We start from the raw sequence: 13,970 nt of genomic DNA, 5'->3' as shown, positions 1-13,970 counted from the left end.
CTCGTGTACCTGGACGGTCGGGTCGCGTGCCTGGAGCGTCGGCTCGCGTGCCTGGAGCGTCGGCTCGTAGGGTCGGGTCATGGAGATGCTGCACCTGCGCTACTTCGTCGCGGTCGCCGAGGAACTGAACTTCTCCGCCGCCGCGCGGAAGCTGCACATGGCCGCGTCGCCGCTCAGCCAGCGGATCAAGGATCTCGAGCACGAGCTCGGGCAGCAGCTGTTCGACCGCAGCACCCACCACGTCACGCTCACCGCCGCCGGGACCGCGTTGCTGCCGCTCGCGCGGGACGTTCTCGAGCAGGTGAGCGCCATTCCGTGGCGGCTGCAGGAGGCCGTGCGGCCCCAGCGCAGCACCGTTTTCCTCGGCATGCCCGCCGGCGTGCACCCCGACCTACGGGAGCGGGTCAACACCCTGGCCGAGCGGGTCAAGGCGCGCTACGAGCTCAAGCGCTGGCCCGGCACCACCGCCGACCTCGTCCAAGGCGTGCACGACGGGAAGCTCGCGCTCACCCTCGCCCGGCTGCCGGTCACCGATCCGGCACTGGAGCAGCTGCCCGTGATGTCGGAACGGCTCGGCGCGGTCGTGCCGGCCGACCTGTTCGCCGGCCGGGACTCCGTCACCCTGGCCGAGCTGGCCGAATTCCCGTACGTGGCCTCACCTGGGGAGATCACGCCCGCGTACTTCGACCAGCTCGACCACCAACTGACCGAACTGGGCGTCAAGAAACGCATCCGGCTGACCAACACGGGATACGGCGGAACGTCCGAAATCATTTCCAGTGGCGAGGCTTTTTCCATTTCCATGCTCGACGACCGGAGCCCGATGCACGGTTACCGCCTGGACAACGTGATCGTGGTGCCGTTCAGCGACTTCCGGCCCCAGCTGGACACCGGCCTGCTGTGGCGCCGGGACCGCGATCTGCAAGAACTCGTCGAGGCCGCGAGAGACATCTTCAAAGAGCCGCTCAGCACCTGACGAAATGGTATGACCACCGCGGTCACACCATTGTGCGTATCATGATCATTCCCTTTCGCGCCGCCCGCGCCTACGTTCGTAAGTAGAGCGAAACAGCAAGGCGCGAAAGGACGAACGATGACGGACATCAGCACCGCGACCGGCCCGCTGGACGGCGTGCGCGTGATCGACCTCTCGACCGTGGTGATGGGCCCGTACGCGGCCCAGATCCTCGGCGACCTCGGCGCCGACGTGATCAAGATCGAGTCCCCCGCGGACACCGTGCGGGTGGGCCAGTACCGCACCACGCCGGGCATGACCCCGCTGAATCTGAACGTCAACCGCAACAAGCGCAGCGTGGCCCTCAACCTCAAGGACGAGACCGAGCGCGAGCAGGCGCTGAAGCTGATCGACACGGCCGACGTGCTGATCACCAACATGCGCCCCGGCGCGCTGGCCCGCCTCGGCCTGAACTACGCCGACGTCGCCGAGCGCAACCCCCGCCTGGTCTACGCCCACGCGCAGGGCTTCCGCGGCGACTCCGCGCAGGCCGGCAACGCCGCCTACGACGAGACCGTGCAGGCCTCCTCCGGCCTGGTCGACGTCGCCAACCGCGCCCTGGGCCAGCCGGTCTACCTGCCGACGATCATCGGCGACAAGGTGTCGTCGCTGACCATCGCCTACAGCGTGCTCGCCGCGCTGGTGCACCGCGACAAGACCGGGCAGGGCCAGCAGGTCGAGATCCCGATGACCGACACGCTGCTCGCGTTCAACCTGGTCGAGCACCTCGCCGGGCACACCTACGAGCCGGCCGAGGGTCCCACCGGCTTCGCGCTGTCGATGACGAAGGGCCACGCCGCGGTCCACACCAAGGACGGCCTCGCCTGCGTGATCCCCTACAACCCGAAGAACTTCCGCGACTTCTTCGCCGCGGCCGGGCGCGCGGACCTCGCCGGCGACCCGCGCGTGAACGGCGAAGCCATCGACCGCGTCGACAACGACTGGCTGACCGAGCAGATCGCCGCGTGCGCCCCGGCGCTGACCACCGACGAGTGGGCCGAGGTCTGCGCGAAGCACAGCATCCCGATGGCGCCGGTGCTCGAACTGGACCGCGCGCACGAGGACCCGTACGTCCGCGACGGCCACCTGCTGGACACCGTCGAGCACCCGAGCGAGGGCGCCATCCGCACGGTCGGCATCCCGGTGAAGTTCTCCGCGACGCCCGGCTCGATCCGCCGCCTGGCCCCGCTGGCCGGGCAGGACACCGCCGAAGTCCTCGCGGAACTCTGAGAAAGAAGCAAGACCATGACCGAAGTACGCACCGAGCGGATCGGCAGCACCCTGCTGATCACGATCGACCGGCCGCAGGCCCGCAACGCGGTCAACGCCGCCGTCGCGGCCGGGCTGGCCGCCGCCCTGGACGAGCTGGAAGCCGACCCCACGCTCCGGGCGGGCGTCCTCACCGGCGCCGAGAACACTTTCAGCGCCGGCATGGACCTCAAGGCCGCGCTCAAGGGCGAGTCCCCGGAGATTCCCGGACGCGGGTTCGGCGGCCTGACCGAGGCCGAGCTGGCCAAGCCGCTGATCGCCGCCGTCGAAGGGTTCGCCATGGGCGGCGGGTTCGAGCTGGCGCTGGGCTGCGACCTGATCGTCGCCGCCGAAGACGCCAAGTTCGGCCTTCCGGAAGTGAAGCGCGGCCTGATCGCCGCGGGCGGCGGCGTGATCCGGCTGCCGAAGCGGATCCCGCACCACTTGGCGATGGAGTTCCTGCTGACCGGCGAGCCCGTCACCGGCCGCCGCGCGGGTGAGCTGGGCCTGGTCAACCGCGTCACGCCGAGCGGGGACGCCGCCGCCGTCGCGCTGCAGCTGGCCGAGAAGCTGGCGGAGAACGCGCCCCTGGCGCTGGCCGCCGTCAAGAAGATCGTACGAGCCGCGAATCCCGCAGCCGTGCAGGGCGAAGAAATCAAGAAACTGATGCAGTCCGCCGACGTCCGCGAGGGCATGACCGCCTTCGCCGAGCGCCGCGCTCCGAAATGGACCGGTGAGTGACATGAAGATCGACGAAGTCCGCCGGCACGTGACGACTCCCCTGACCGCCCCGGCATTCGCGCCGGTGGTCCCGAGGTTCACCAACCGCGAATACCTGAACATCGTCTACCGCACCGACGCCGACGCCCTGCGCGCCGTCGTGCCGGAGCCGCTTCAGGTCGAAGAACCGTTGGTGCGCTTCGAGGTCATGAAGATGGGCGACGTCTCCGGCTACGGCCCGTACACCGAGTCCGGCCAGGCGATCGAGGTCAGCTTCGACGGCGAGCGCGGCGAGTACCTGCACGCGATGTACCTCGACAACTTCCCGGCGACAGCGTCCGGGCGCGAGGTCAGCGCGTACCCCAAGACGGTCGGCAGCCCGAGTCTGTACGTCGACAACGGTGTCCTGGTAGGCACTTTGGACTACGGGACGCTCCGGGTGGCGACCGCGACCATGGGCTACAAGCACCACGAGCTGGACGCCCGCGAGGCCGAACGCCAGATCACCGTCCCGACGTTCATGCTCAAGACGATCCCGGGCTACGACGGCGCGCCGCGCGTGCAGGAGCTGGTCCGCACCGAGATCACCGACGTGGTCGTCAAGGAGGCCTACACCGGCCCCGCGCGGCTGCAGCTGTTCCAGCACGTCCTGGCCCCGCTGGCCGATCTGCCGGTGCTGGAGGTCGTCTCCGCGAGCCACATCCTCACCGACCTGACGCTCGCCCCGGTCAAGCCGGTCTTCGACTACCTGAAGGGAGCCCAGTCATGAAGTTCACCAACGCAGCGGTGATCGGCGCGGGCACCATCGGCCTGTCCTGGACGGCGCTGTTCGCCCACCACGGCCTGACCGTCCGGGTCAGCGACCCGCGACCGGACCTCGCCGAAGCCATCACCGACGCACTGGAGATGTTCGCCCCGCACCTCGGCACGACCGCCGCGGAGCTGGCGAGCCGGGTCCAGGTCGCCGCCGACGTCACCGAAGCAGTCCGTGACGCCGATGTCGTGCAGGAGAACGGACCCGAGAACGTCGAGTTCAAAAAGGACCTGTTCGCGACGCTCGTCAAGGAGGCCCCGCAGCACGCGCTGCTGCTGAGTTCGTCGAGCGCCATCCCGTCGACGGCGTTCACCGGTGAGATCGACGGCAGCCGGGTCCTGATCGGACACCCGTTCAACCCGCCGCACCTGATCCCCTTGGTCGAGGTCGTCCCCGGCGAGCGCACGAGCGAAGAGTCCGTCCGGAACGCCGTCGACTTCTACACCTTCCTCGGCCGGACGCCGGTCGTGGAGCGCAAGGAGATCCCCGGGTTCGTCGGCAACCGGCTGCAGAACGCGCTGAGCCGCGAGGCGATCTACCTCGTCGAGCAGGGTGTCGTGACGCCGGAAGAACTCGACGCCGTGATCACGAATTCGCTTGGTATCCGCTGGGCGACCGTCGGGCCGTTCCTCGGCTCGCACCTCGGTGGCGGCCCCGGCGGCTACCGGCACATGGCCGAGCACATCGGCAAGTCCATGAAGAAGATGTGGGCCGGGCTGGGCAACCCCAGCCAGAGCCCGGAAGAGCAGGAACGGCTGATCGAAGCCGTCGAACAGGCTTACGGCTCCTCCACGTACTCGGAACTCGCCGAGACGCGCGACCGCAAGCAGCTCGCCGTGTTGCACGCAGTGGAGGAGAACTGACATGGAACCGCTCAAGGACAAGCTGACCGCCGACTTCTACGACTTCGAGGCGCTGCTGCCGGACGACGAGCGCAAGCTGCTCGTCCAGGCGCGCGAGTTCATGCGGAACGGCGTCAAGCCGCTGGTGAACGAGAACTGGGAGAAGGGCACCTTCCCCAAGGAACTGATCGGGATGTTCCGCGAGAGCGGCCTCGCCGGCCTGCCCTACGAGGGCTACGGCGAGCACAAGCCCGCGGTCAGCCACCTGCTCACCGGCATGATGGCGATGGAGATGAGCCGCACCGACGCGTCGGTGGCGACGTTCTTCGGTGTCCACAACGGACTCGCGATGTACTCGATCTACAGCGGCGGCAGCCAGGAGCAGCGTGACCGCTGGCTCCCCGAGATGGCCGCGATGGACAAGATCGGCGCATTCGCGATGACCGAGCCGCTCGGCGGGTCCGATGTGGCCGGTGGCATGCGTACGACAGCCAAGCGAGACGGCGACACCTGGGTTTTGAACGGCGCCAAGAAGTGGATCGGCAACGCGACCTTCGCCGACTACATCGTCGTCTGGGCTCGGGACGTGGATGACAACCACGTCAAGGGTTTCGTCGTCGAGAAGGACATGCCGGGCTTCGTGCCGGAGAAGATCGAAGGCAAGATCGCGTTCCGGATCGTCGAGAACGCCGAGATCACCCTGACCGACGTCCGCGTGCCGGAGGCGAACCGCCTGCAGGGCATCGACTCCTTCCGCGACGTCGCGGAGATCCTGCGCGCCACCCGCGGCGGCGTCGCCTGGCAGGCGCTCGGCGTGGCGATCGGCGCCTACGAAGCCGCGCTCGCCTACGCCCAGGAGCGTCAGCAGTTCGGCCGGCCGATCGCCCGCTTCCAGCTGGTGCAGGACCTGCTCGTGAAGAGCCTCGGCAACATCACCGCGTCGTGGGGCATGCTGGTGCAGCTCGCCCGCCTGCAGGACGCCGGGATCTTCAAGGACGAGCACTCGTCGCTGGCCAAGGCGTTCGTCACCTCGCGGATGCGCGAGGTCGTCGCCTGGAGCCGGGAGATCTTCGGCGGCAACGGGATCGTGCTCGGCTACGACGTCGCGCGGTTCTTCGCCGACGCCGAGGCGATCTACTCCTTCGAGGGCACGCGCGAGATGAACACCCTGATCGTCGGCAAGGCGATCACCGGACAGTCCGCGTTCGTCTGAGCACTCAGTTCACGCAGCCGGCGGCCGTCGAGGTCGCCGGCTGCTTGCTGCCCGGCGTGGACGTCGTCGTGGTCGCCGCCACCGGCTTCACGCCGCCGCCGGTGTCGTCGCCCGAGGCCTGCACCGCGGGCGTGCTGATCGCCGTGCGCACGAACTGCTGGACCTGCCCCGGGTCGACCTTCACCGCGTCGCCGTCGGACGGCGTGGCCAGCGAGAGGCTCTGCACCGGGATCGTGGCGAACGCGATCGCTCCCGAGCTCATCCCCCGCAGCTGCTGCGCGAAGCTCAGCACGTCCCAGCCCTGGTCCAGCACCACGGACCCCTGCACGGCGTCGACCAGCGCGGAGAGCTTCGACAGGCTGGTGAACGTGCCCGCGCTCAGTACCTTTTTCGCCATCCCGGACAGGAACGCCTGCTGCCGGGCGATCCGGTCGAGGTCGCCGTTGGCCAGGCCGTGGCGCTGCCGGACGAACGCGAGCGCCTGCGCCCCGGACAGCGTCTGCGGCCCGGCCGCGAAGTCCGCGCCGGAGTAGCTGTCGTGCACCGGTGCCTTGAGACAGACCTCGACGCCGCCGACGGCCTGCGACAGCGCGTCGAAGCCGGCGAGGTTGATGGCCGCGTAGTGGTTGATCGTCAGCCCGGTGAACTTCTCCACCGTCTGGATCGCGGTCTTCGCGCCCATCTCGTTCGAAGCCACTTCCAGCTGCGCGCCGGACAGGCCCTGGGCGCGCAGCCCGGACATCGCGGCGTTCTTGCCGCGGCTGTACGCCGAGTTGATCTTGTGCTTGCCGTAGCCGCTCGCGATGTCCACATAGGAGTCACGCGGGATCGAGATCGCCGTCGCCGCGGCGCCGCCCGCCGGGATGTGGACCACGATCATCGTGTCGGTGGTGTCGCCGCCGTCGTCGCCGCTCCCGGCGTGCAGCGCGTCGAGCACGTTCTGGGGCAACGGGTTGCCGTACGCGTCGGTACGCGCGTCGATCCCGACGAGCAGAACGTTCTGCGCGACCTTGAGCGGCTCGCCGGGGATCGAGTCCTCGTCGTCGACCTGGGCCGACGGCGCGATGACGTTGGCGGTGACGAGGCCGTCGTCCAGCTTGCTCAGCTGCGACCACGCGTACCCGGTGGCGCCGAGCACCAGCGCCGACACGACGCCGAGCGCGACCCGCCCGCCGATGCGGCGCCCCCGGGACGACAGCAGCACGACACTTCCCCTTGCTTCCCTGTGGTGAACCTCCGACCCCGCCTTCGAGGATCACCGGGTTAGCTGGGAATCAGCTGAGAAACTTGTTGAAACCTCGTGACGTTGCCCGATCGGCCGAGCTGAATCGAGCCGATCGGCCGATTTCGCGACGGAAAGTACCGGCGCGCACACGAGAACGCGCTGTGGCCGTGGCCACAGTCAGCGCGGCATGCGGCGCCAGACCGCGCGCGGCAGCAAGCGCATCCCGAAGAACACCGGACGGAGTACGCCGGGCACCCAGACGACCGCGCGGCGCTTGCGCAGCGCGGCGACGGTCGCGTCGGCCACCTGGTCCGGCGTGCTCGAGAACGGCGCCGGGCTCATGCCCTCGGTCATCCGCCCGATGACGAAGCCGGGTCGGACGAGCAGGAGGTGGACGCCGGAGCCGTGCAGTGCGTCGGCGAGGCCGCTCGCGAAGCCGTCGAGGCCGGCCTTCGCCGAGCCGTACACGTAGTTGGCGCGCCGCACGCGGACCCCGGCGACCGACGAGAACACGACGAGGCTGCCGTGCCCCTGGGCGCGGAGCAGGTTCGCGGCGTGGGTCAGCACGCCGACCTGGGCGACGTAGTCGGTGTGCACGATCGCGGTGGCGTGAGTGGCGTCTTCTTCGGCGCGGGCCTGGTCGCCGAGGATGCCGAAGGCGAGCACGACGACGTCGACGGACCCGTGCTCGGCGGCGACCTTCTCGAGGAAGGGACCGTGGGCGGCGAGGTCGTCGGCGTCGAACTCGGCCGTCTCGACGGTTTCGGCACCGGCTTCGCGCAGAGTGGTCGTGGCGGCGGTCAGGTCCGCACCCGGGCGGGCGGCCAGCACGAACCGCCGGTGGTCCCCGGCCAGGCGTTGCGCCACGGCCAGTCCGATCTCACTGCGTCCGCCGAGTACCAGCACCGTTCCGCTCACGCGGGCAGTCTTCCAGCCCCGGGTGCGCTAGCGTGCCCGGGTGGGTCATGCTCCGGACTTCGAGACGGTCGTCGAACGGCATCGGCGTGAGATCCAGGTGCACTGCTACCGGATGCTCGGCTCGCTGAGCGATGCCGAAGACCTCGCCCAGGAGACCTTCCTGCGCGCCTGGAAGGCCCGCGACCGGTTCGAAGGCCGGGCCAGTGTGCGGACGTGGCTGTACCGGATCGCGACCAACGCCTGCCTCGACGTCCTCGCGCGGCGGCCGCGGCGGGTGCTGCCCGATCAGCTCGGGCCCGCCGGGGAGCCCGCCGGCCCCATCTCGGCCGTCGACCTGCCGTGGCTCGAGCCGTACCCGGACCGGCTGCTGGACGAGGCCGGCCCGGACGCCGCCGTCGTCGAGCGGGAGACCATCGAGCTCGCCTACCTCGCCGCCGTCCAGTACCTGCCGCCACGGCAGCGGGCGGCCCTCGTCCTGCGCGACGTCCTCGGCTGGTCGGCCAAGGAGACCGCGGACCTACTGGAGACGAGCGTCGCGTCGGCGAACAGCGCCCTGCAGCGGGCCCGCGCGACGCTGCGTGAACGGCTGCCCGCGCGCCGTGCCGAGTGGACGGCCGGCGATCCGACGGCCGGGGAAACCGCGCTGCTCAAGAGGTTCATCGCGGCTTACGAACAGGGCGACCCCCAGGCGGTCGCGCGGCTGCTGCACGAAGACGCCCGCGCCGTCATGCCGCCGTACGACCTGTGGTTCGCCAGCGCGGCCGCGATCGTCCACGCGCTGTCCCTGTCGCTCGACCCGGCTTCCCCGCACTGCGTCGGCCGCTTCCGGATGCGGGCGACGCGCGCCAACCGCCAGCCCGCGGTGGCGACCTGGCTCCGGCACCCGGGTGCGGACGAGTACCGCTGGTTCGGGGTGTCCCTGCTGACGATCGAGCACGGGCTGATCACGGACCTGGCCGCCTTCGAGTCCGTCCCGGCGGCGGCGTGGGGCCTTCCGGAGATCTGGCGCGAGGGGTGAGCACGATGACCCCGGGTCGCCACAACCGTCATCGCGCACCGATGACCGGTGCGCGCATTCAGTAGTGCATCGATCACCCGTGAACGGCGTGAAAAAGCCCGGGCGGGTGATTCACGGGGAATCACCCGCCCGGGCGCACACCAGCCGGAAAGAAATTCTTCCGATTTCGGTGTTCGTCTTCCTGGCCGCCGGGAAGAGGTCACCGGCGGCGGGTCAGGCCGCTCGGTGCCGCTGCGGCGCGGTGCGCGCCAGCCGGCGTCGGTCCTCGGCGGTGGTCCCGCCGAAAACACCGTGGTCGAGACCGTTGTCGAGCGCGTAGCCCAGGCACTCGGACCGCACCGGGCAGCGCGCGCACACGGCCTTGGCCTGCGCCTCCTGCCGGGCGCCGGGTCCCACCGTGGAGATCGGGAAGAACAGTTCCGGGTCCTCGTCCTTGCAGGCCGCGAGTTCCGCCCAGCCCGTCATCGTGGCTTCCATTTCCTTCGTTCACCTCCCTCTGCTTCTACTTGTTTCCCATTGTCGTGACGCGTCAACCGACTTGACCGCGGTGGACGCGCGAGCGTATCCGCGTCGGTCAAGGGGTTTTGGCTTCGGTCCCCGGCTCACCCTCCGGGCAACCAAGACTGCAACACGTGAGAGTACGCCTTTCTTCCCGGGATCTCGATGTCGATCACGTCACCCGATCGGCGAGATCGGGCTCCGGCGCGGCCCGCGGCGAGGTGCGCCGGCTCGACCGGATCGACGAGCTTCGCGAGCCGCTCCGGCTACGCCGGCAGGCCGAGCTTTTCCGGACCCCGTAAGGCTTTCCGGTCCAGGTGCGGCCGGTACTCCGACCAACCTCGCGGGTGAAGATCCCGGCCCGAGCCGCGGCACCTTCGCCGCAGCCGGCAGTGTCCGGAATTCGCCGTTCGCGGCCTCGCGCACGCGTCTCAGGTTCTCGCCGCGCTCGCCCGAGGAGGTACTGCGCCCCTTCGCCGAGCGCGGCGGCCGTCTGTTCGTCGTAGCTCGCTGGGTCATCGGGACCGGGTACCCGAGATGCCCGCGCCCATTCGTCACCGGTCGTCACCGATCCGGAGCAGTGCATTACTCCTACCGAGCAGTCTTGATCGAATCGTTACACGTAGCGGTCACCTCACTGCACTTGTTCCAGTGGAGGCGAGGGGTGGTGAGGGGTCCGTGTGGGCTGACGACGATTTCGACGCGTTCTTCCGCGCCGACTTCCCGCCGCTCGTGGCGTTCCTGTGCAAAGCCGGGTTCGAGGCCGAGCTGGCCCGCGACATCGCCGCCGAGGCGATGGTGCTCGCGCTGGAGGCGTGGCCGCCCCTCGAAGACCCGCGGGCCTGGGTCCGCCGGGTCGCCGGCCGGCTGCTCGACGCGGTGGACGACGCCCGCGCGGACTGGACGCCGGCGGGCGACCCGCACGACGACGAGAAGCTGGCCGCCCTGGTCGACCAGCACGCGGGGCTCCTCGACCTGCTCACCTCCCTCCCCGGCCAGCAGCGGATGGTCCTCGCCTGGTCCCTCGACGGCTTCACGCCCACACAGATCGCGACGGCGCTGCGCATCGCCCCCGCGACCGTCCGCTCCAACCTCCGCCACGTGCGGGAACGCCTCAGGCGCCACCGGGCCGCACGACCCGGCGACCAGCGGGACAGGGAAGGGTGAGCACCATGCCGGCAACCGAGTACGGGGACCCCGCGATCACCGAGCTGCTGCGGGAGTCCAACGCCGCGCTGCACGACTCGCTGCGCGTCGGCCTCGACGTGGAGGGCACCCTGCTCCGGGTGCGCAGCCGCGCCCTCGTCCGCGAGATAGCCGCGTCGCAGCCCCCGGAGGCGTTCCCCCCGCACTGGCGGAGCCACGACGAGCCGGTCGCCGACGCGATCGCCGGCGACGACGCGGCGACCGCCCGCCTGCTCGCCACCATCCGGCCGCTGGTGGTGCGCTACTGCCGGGCTCGCGTCGGCCGGCACGAACGGTCGTTCGCCTCGGCCGACGACGTCGCCCAGGAGGTGTGCGTGGCCGTGCTGACCGCGCTGCCGTCCTACCGCGACCAGGGCCGCCCGTTCCTCGCGTTCGTCTACGGCATCGCCCAGCACAAGGTCGCCGACGCCCACCGCGCGGCGGCCCGCAACCGCTCCGACCCCGTCCCCGAGGTCCCCGACGGCGTGTCCGAAGCGGACGGCCCGGAGCAGCGGGCCCTGCGGTTCGAGCTGAACGAACGGCTGGCGCGGCTGCTGGACGTGCTGCCCGCGAAGCAGCGGGAGATCGTCGTGCTGCGGGTGGTCGTCGGGCTGTCCGCGGAGGAGACGGCCGGGGCGGTGGGCTCGACCCCGGGCGCCGTCCGCGTCGCCCAGCACCGCGCGCTCGCGCGGCTCCGAAGACTCTTGACCGGCGAAGAGGAGTAGCCGGCTACCGCAGGTCCGCGACGCCGGGAACGACCACGCCGTACAGGTCGGCGATGGTCGCCAGCGCGCCGTGGTGCAGTTCCTCGGCGGTCACCGCGGCGACCGGGGTCGCCAGCGGCCGGGTGGCGCAGGCGTCGGCGACGACGGTGGGGCAGTTGCCGCGCAGGAACGCGCCCTCGGCGGTGAACGTGACACACATGTTGGTCATGAACCCGGCGATGACCACGTCCTCGTGCCCGGCGGCGTCGACCCGCGCCCCGAGATCGGTTTCCACGAAGGCGTTCGGCACCTTCTTGACCACCACCGGCTCGCCCTCGGCGGGGGCGAGCGCCGGGTGGATGCCGCCGATCTCGGCCCGCACGTCGTACGGCGTGCCCTCGCCGCCGTCGTTGACGACGTGGATCACCGTCGTCCCCGCGGCCCGGGCCGCGGCGAGCAGGTCCTCGGCCGCGGCCAGCGCGGGCCGCCACCCGTCGAGCTCCATCACGCCGCGGGTGTAGGTGTTCTGGTAGTCGACCAGGATCAGCGTCGAGCCGGCCAGTGCGGCCGGAGTCCCGTCGAGCCCGTTCAGCTCACGCAACGTCGTCCTCGCCATGTTCGGATGTCCTTTCGCGGTGTTCGTCCGGCTTGCCCGGGCACCACCGACGCTATGCTCGGCCGTGAGTGTCGGCAATGACATGCTCGACGCAGAAACCGACATGCGTGGAACGGAGCACCGTGGAACACCCCGACCGGCTGGTCGTCGTCGTCCTCTTCGACCGGATCGACCTGCTCGACGTCACCGGTCCCGCCGAGGTTTTCTCGCTGCTGCACCGGGAACTGGACTCCCCGGCCGGCTACCGCGTGCTCCTCGCCGCCGAGACGCCGGACCCGGTGACCACCTCCGCCGGGGTGCGCGTGCTGCCCGACATCACCTTCGCGGAGCTGGCCGGCACGCCGATCGACAGCCTGGTCGTGCCGGGCGCGGTGACCGTCGGGGAGAACCGGGAGATCGTCGCCCGGTGCGACCCGGCGGTGGTCGAGACCGTGCGCCGGCTGGCCGGCCAGGCCCGCCGGGTGGCGTCCGTCTGCGTCGGGGCGCACCTGCTGGCGGCGGCCGGGCTGCTCGACGGCAAGCGCGCCACCACGCACTGGTCCACCGCCCGGCAGCTCGCCGCGGACCACCCCGAGGTCACGGTCGACGCCGACCCGATCTTCATCCGCGACGGCGACGTGTGGACCGGAGCCGGGCTGAGTGCCTGCCTGGACCTCGCCCTGGCGCTGGTCGCGGACGACTTCGGCCCCGGACCGGCGTCCCGGGTCGCCCGTCAGCTCGTCATGTTCCTCCGGCGGCCGGGCGGGCAGAGCCAGTTCAGCGTGGGTGTCGAGCCGGCGTCCGCGACCCGGCGCGTCGACGAGCTGCGCCAGTACATCGCCGCCCACCTCGCCGACGAGCTGACGGTGGCCGGCCTCGCCGCCCGGGTCCACCTGACCGACCGACAGATCACGCGGGTGTTCAAGGCCGAGCTGGGCATGACACCCGCGGCCTACGTCGGACACGCGCGGGTCGAAGCGGCCCGGCAGCAGCTGGAAACCACGGACGACACGCTCTCGCGGATCGCCGGGACCTGCGGTTTCGGCACGGTGTCCACGCTGACCCGGGCCTTCCGCCGGACGGTGAACACGACGCCGGGCGAGTACCGGGAGCGGTTCCGGATCACCCCGGACGTGGCCTAGCGCCGCACGCTGTCCAGGACGAACTCCTCCAGAGCCGCGGCCGGGCCCTCCATGGATTCGCGGGCCAGCAGCATGAACTCGATGTCGCCGGGCTCAGGCAGGCCGTCGAGCTCGAGGAGGTCGCCGGGCACCAGGCTGCGCGCGTGCAGGGTGACGCCGAGCCCGGCCGCCGCCGCGGCCCGCAGGCCGGTGAGGCTCGACGTCTGGCACGCGGCCCGCCACTCCAGGCCGGCGCGTTCGAGGCACTCCACGGCGAGCTGCCGCGTGATCGACGGCATCGGGTACTGCACCAGCGGCACCGGCTGGCCGGGCTCCAGCACCGTCGCGGCCGAGCCGATCCAGACCAGGGGCTCCCGCCAGAGCAGCCGGCCGTGGTGGGCGCCCGGGCGGCGCTTGCCCAGCACCAGGTCCAGCTGACCGGCGCGCAGCCGCTGCGCGAGGACGTCCGACAGCTCGACGGTCAGCTCGACGTCCACCAGCGGGTGGCTGCGGCGCAGCCGGTGCAGGATCTCCGGCAGCTCGCCGAGCGCGAAGTCCTCCGAGACGCCGAAGCGCACGCGGCCGCGCAGCTCGGCGCCGCGGAAGTGCCGCTCGGCCCGCTCTTCGGTGTCGACGACGGTCTGCGCGAAGCCCAGCATCGCCTGCCCGCGCGCGGTGAGCTCGACGGTGTGGGTGTCGCGCGCGAAGAGCAGCCCGCCCGAATCACGCTCCAGACGCCGGACGTGCTGACTGACCGTCGGCTGGCCGACCCCCAGCCGCCGCGCGGCCGCGGTGAAACTGCGCGTCTCGGCGACGGCGAGGAACGAACGGCACAGGCGAGGGTCCAGCACCCG

General features: G+C 70.9%; 15 protein-coding genes. 10 read left to right on the top strand and 5 right to left on the bottom strand.

Annotated features, from left to right (window positions below; all coding sequences use genetic code 11):
- Positions 1 to 79 precede the first annotated feature (79 nt).
- From AB0C38_RS08855 to AB0C38_RS08830, 6 genes are all read left to right on the top strand, one after another.
- Positions 80 to 976 (top strand): LysR family transcriptional regulator, encoded by an 897-nt coding sequence (locus AB0C38_RS08855; protein ID WP_360668867.1) that lies wholly within the window; start codon positions 80 to 82, stop codon positions 974 to 976.
- 117 nt (positions 977 to 1,093) lie between these two features.
- A complete protein-coding gene (locus AB0C38_RS08850) occupies positions 1,094 to 2,245 on the top strand; it encodes a CoA transferase (protein ID WP_360668864.1) in 1,152 nt (383 codons plus the stop codon).
- A gap of 15 nt (positions 2,246 to 2,260) precedes the next feature.
- A complete protein-coding gene (locus AB0C38_RS08845) occupies positions 2,261 to 3,004 on the top strand; it encodes a crotonase/enoyl-CoA hydratase family protein (RefSeq protein ID WP_360668862.1) in 744 nt (247 codons plus the stop codon).
- 1 nt (position 3,005) lies between these two features.
- The gene (locus AB0C38_RS08840; RefSeq protein WP_360668859.1) at positions 3,006 to 3,752 is read left to right on the top strand and encodes an acetoacetate decarboxylase; all 747 of its coding nucleotides are present in this window, start codon (positions 3,006 to 3,008) and stop codon (positions 3,750 to 3,752) included.
- On the top strand, positions 3,749 to 4,660 hold the full coding sequence (locus AB0C38_RS08835; RefSeq protein WP_360668857.1) for a 3-hydroxyacyl-CoA dehydrogenase NAD-binding domain-containing protein: 912 nt from the start codon (positions 3,749 to 3,751) through the stop codon (positions 4,658 to 4,660). The genes AB0C38_RS08840 and AB0C38_RS08835 overlap by 4 nt, the downstream gene beginning before the upstream one ends.
- Position 4,661: 1 nt before the next feature.
- Complete coding sequence (locus AB0C38_RS08830; RefSeq protein ID WP_360668854.1) at positions 4,662 to 5,852, top strand: acyl-CoA dehydrogenase family protein; 1,191 nt, start codon at positions 4,662 to 4,664, stop codon at positions 5,850 to 5,852.
- A gap of 4 nt (positions 5,853 to 5,856) precedes the next feature.
- On the opposite strand, the gene AB0C38_RS08825 is transcribed toward AB0C38_RS08830, so the two are convergent.
- Together AB0C38_RS08825 and AB0C38_RS08820 are read right to left on the bottom strand one after the other, a co-directional pair.
- Positions 5,857 to 7,056 (bottom strand): LCP family protein, encoded by a 1,200-nt coding sequence (locus AB0C38_RS08825; RefSeq protein ID WP_360668851.1) that lies wholly within the window; start codon positions 7,054 to 7,056, stop codon positions 5,857 to 5,859.
- A 198-nt stretch (positions 7,057 to 7,254) separates the two neighbouring features.
- Positions 7,255 to 7,995, bottom strand: a complete 741-nt coding sequence (locus AB0C38_RS08820; protein ID WP_360668848.1) for an SDR family NAD(P)-dependent oxidoreductase — start codon at positions 7,993 to 7,995, stop codon at positions 7,255 to 7,257.
- A gap of 40 nt (positions 7,996 to 8,035) precedes the next feature.
- On the opposite strand from AB0C38_RS08820, the gene AB0C38_RS08815 reads away from it, so the two are divergent.
- Positions 8,036 to 9,013, top strand: coding sequence for an RNA polymerase subunit sigma-70 (locus tag AB0C38_RS08815; protein WP_360668845.1), 978 nt, complete (start codon positions 8,036 to 8,038; stop codon positions 9,011 to 9,013).
- Between the two features lie 213 nt (positions 9,014 to 9,226).
- Here the strand turns inward: AB0C38_RS08815 and AB0C38_RS08810 are convergent, their stop codons facing one another.
- Positions 9,227 to 9,490, bottom strand: a complete 264-nt coding sequence (locus AB0C38_RS08810; RefSeq protein ID WP_360668842.1) for a WhiB family transcriptional regulator — start codon at positions 9,488 to 9,490, stop codon at positions 9,227 to 9,229.
- 699 nt (positions 9,491 to 10,189) lie between these two features.
- Here AB0C38_RS08810 and AB0C38_RS08805 point away from each other — a divergent pair.
- Positions 10,190 to 10,678, top strand: a complete 489-nt coding sequence (locus AB0C38_RS08805; protein WP_360668839.1) for a sigma-70 family RNA polymerase sigma factor — start codon at positions 10,190 to 10,192, stop codon at positions 10,676 to 10,678.
- Positions 10,679 to 10,824: 146 nt separating this feature from the next.
- Positions 10,825 to 11,421: an RNA polymerase sigma factor ShbA gene (gene shbA, locus AB0C38_RS08800; RefSeq protein ID WP_360669929.1), complete on the top strand. Its 597-nt coding sequence runs from the start codon at positions 10,825 to 10,827 to the stop codon at positions 11,419 to 11,421.
- A gap of 4 nt (positions 11,422 to 11,425) precedes the next feature.
- On the opposite strand, the gene AB0C38_RS08795 is transcribed toward shbA, so the two are convergent.
- Positions 11,426 to 12,016 (bottom strand): isochorismatase family protein, encoded by a 591-nt coding sequence (locus AB0C38_RS08795; protein ID WP_360668836.1) that lies wholly within the window; start codon positions 12,014 to 12,016, stop codon positions 11,426 to 11,428.
- Between the two features lie 122 nt (positions 12,017 to 12,138).
- On the opposite strand from AB0C38_RS08795, the gene AB0C38_RS08790 reads away from it, so the two are divergent.
- Positions 12,139 to 13,137, top strand: coding sequence for a DJ-1/PfpI family protein (locus AB0C38_RS08790; RefSeq protein WP_360668834.1), 999 nt, complete (start codon positions 12,139 to 12,141; stop codon positions 13,135 to 13,137).
- Here the strand turns inward: AB0C38_RS08790 and AB0C38_RS08785 are convergent.
- The gene (locus AB0C38_RS08785) at positions 13,134 to 13,967 is read right to left on the bottom strand and encodes a LysR substrate-binding domain-containing protein (protein ID WP_360668831.1); all 834 of its coding nucleotides are present in this window, start codon (positions 13,965 to 13,967) and stop codon (positions 13,134 to 13,136) included. The two genes, AB0C38_RS08790 and AB0C38_RS08785, sit on opposite strands and share 4 nt — an antisense overlap.
- Between the last annotated feature and the right edge of the window lie 3 nt (positions 13,968 to 13,970).

Source organism: Amycolatopsis sp. NPDC048633 (assembly GCF_040650695.1).
Lineage (GTDB): Bacteria > Actinomycetota > Actinomycetes > Mycobacteriales > Pseudonocardiaceae > Amycolatopsis.
Note: the sequence above shows the minus strand (reverse complement) of the source record. Positions and strands in the feature narration are given on the sequence as shown.

What these genes read in the sequence shown, in the direction of transcription:
- AB0C38_RS08855 (WP_360668867.1), top strand. Translation starts at nt 80, where the DNA reads ATGGAGATGCTGCACCTGCGCTACTTCGTCGCGGTCGCCGAGGAACTG.
- AB0C38_RS08850 (WP_360668864.1), top strand. Translation starts at nt 1,094, where the DNA reads ATGACGGACATCAGCACCGCGACCGGCCCGCTGGACGGCGTGCGCGTG.
- AB0C38_RS08845 (WP_360668862.1), top strand. Translation starts at nt 2,261, where the DNA reads ATGACCGAAGTACGCACCGAGCGGATCGGCAGCACCCTGCTGATCACG.
- AB0C38_RS08840 (WP_360668859.1), top strand. Translation starts at nt 3,006, where the DNA reads ATGAAGATCGACGAAGTCCGCCGGCACGTGACGACTCCCCTGACCGCC.
- AB0C38_RS08835 (WP_360668857.1), top strand. Translation starts at nt 3,749, where the DNA reads ATGAAGTTCACCAACGCAGCGGTGATCGGCGCGGGCACCATCGGCCTG.
- AB0C38_RS08830 (WP_360668854.1), top strand. Translation starts at nt 4,662, where the DNA reads ATGGAACCGCTCAAGGACAAGCTGACCGCCGACTTCTACGACTTCGAG.
- AB0C38_RS08810 (WP_360668842.1), bottom strand. Translation starts at nt 9,490, where the DNA reads ATGGAAGCCACGATGACGGGCTGGGCGGAACTCGCGGCCTGCAAGGAC.
- AB0C38_RS08795 (WP_360668836.1), bottom strand. Translation starts at nt 12,016, where the DNA reads ATGGCGAGGACGACGTTGCGTGAGCTGAACGGGCTCGACGGGACTCCG.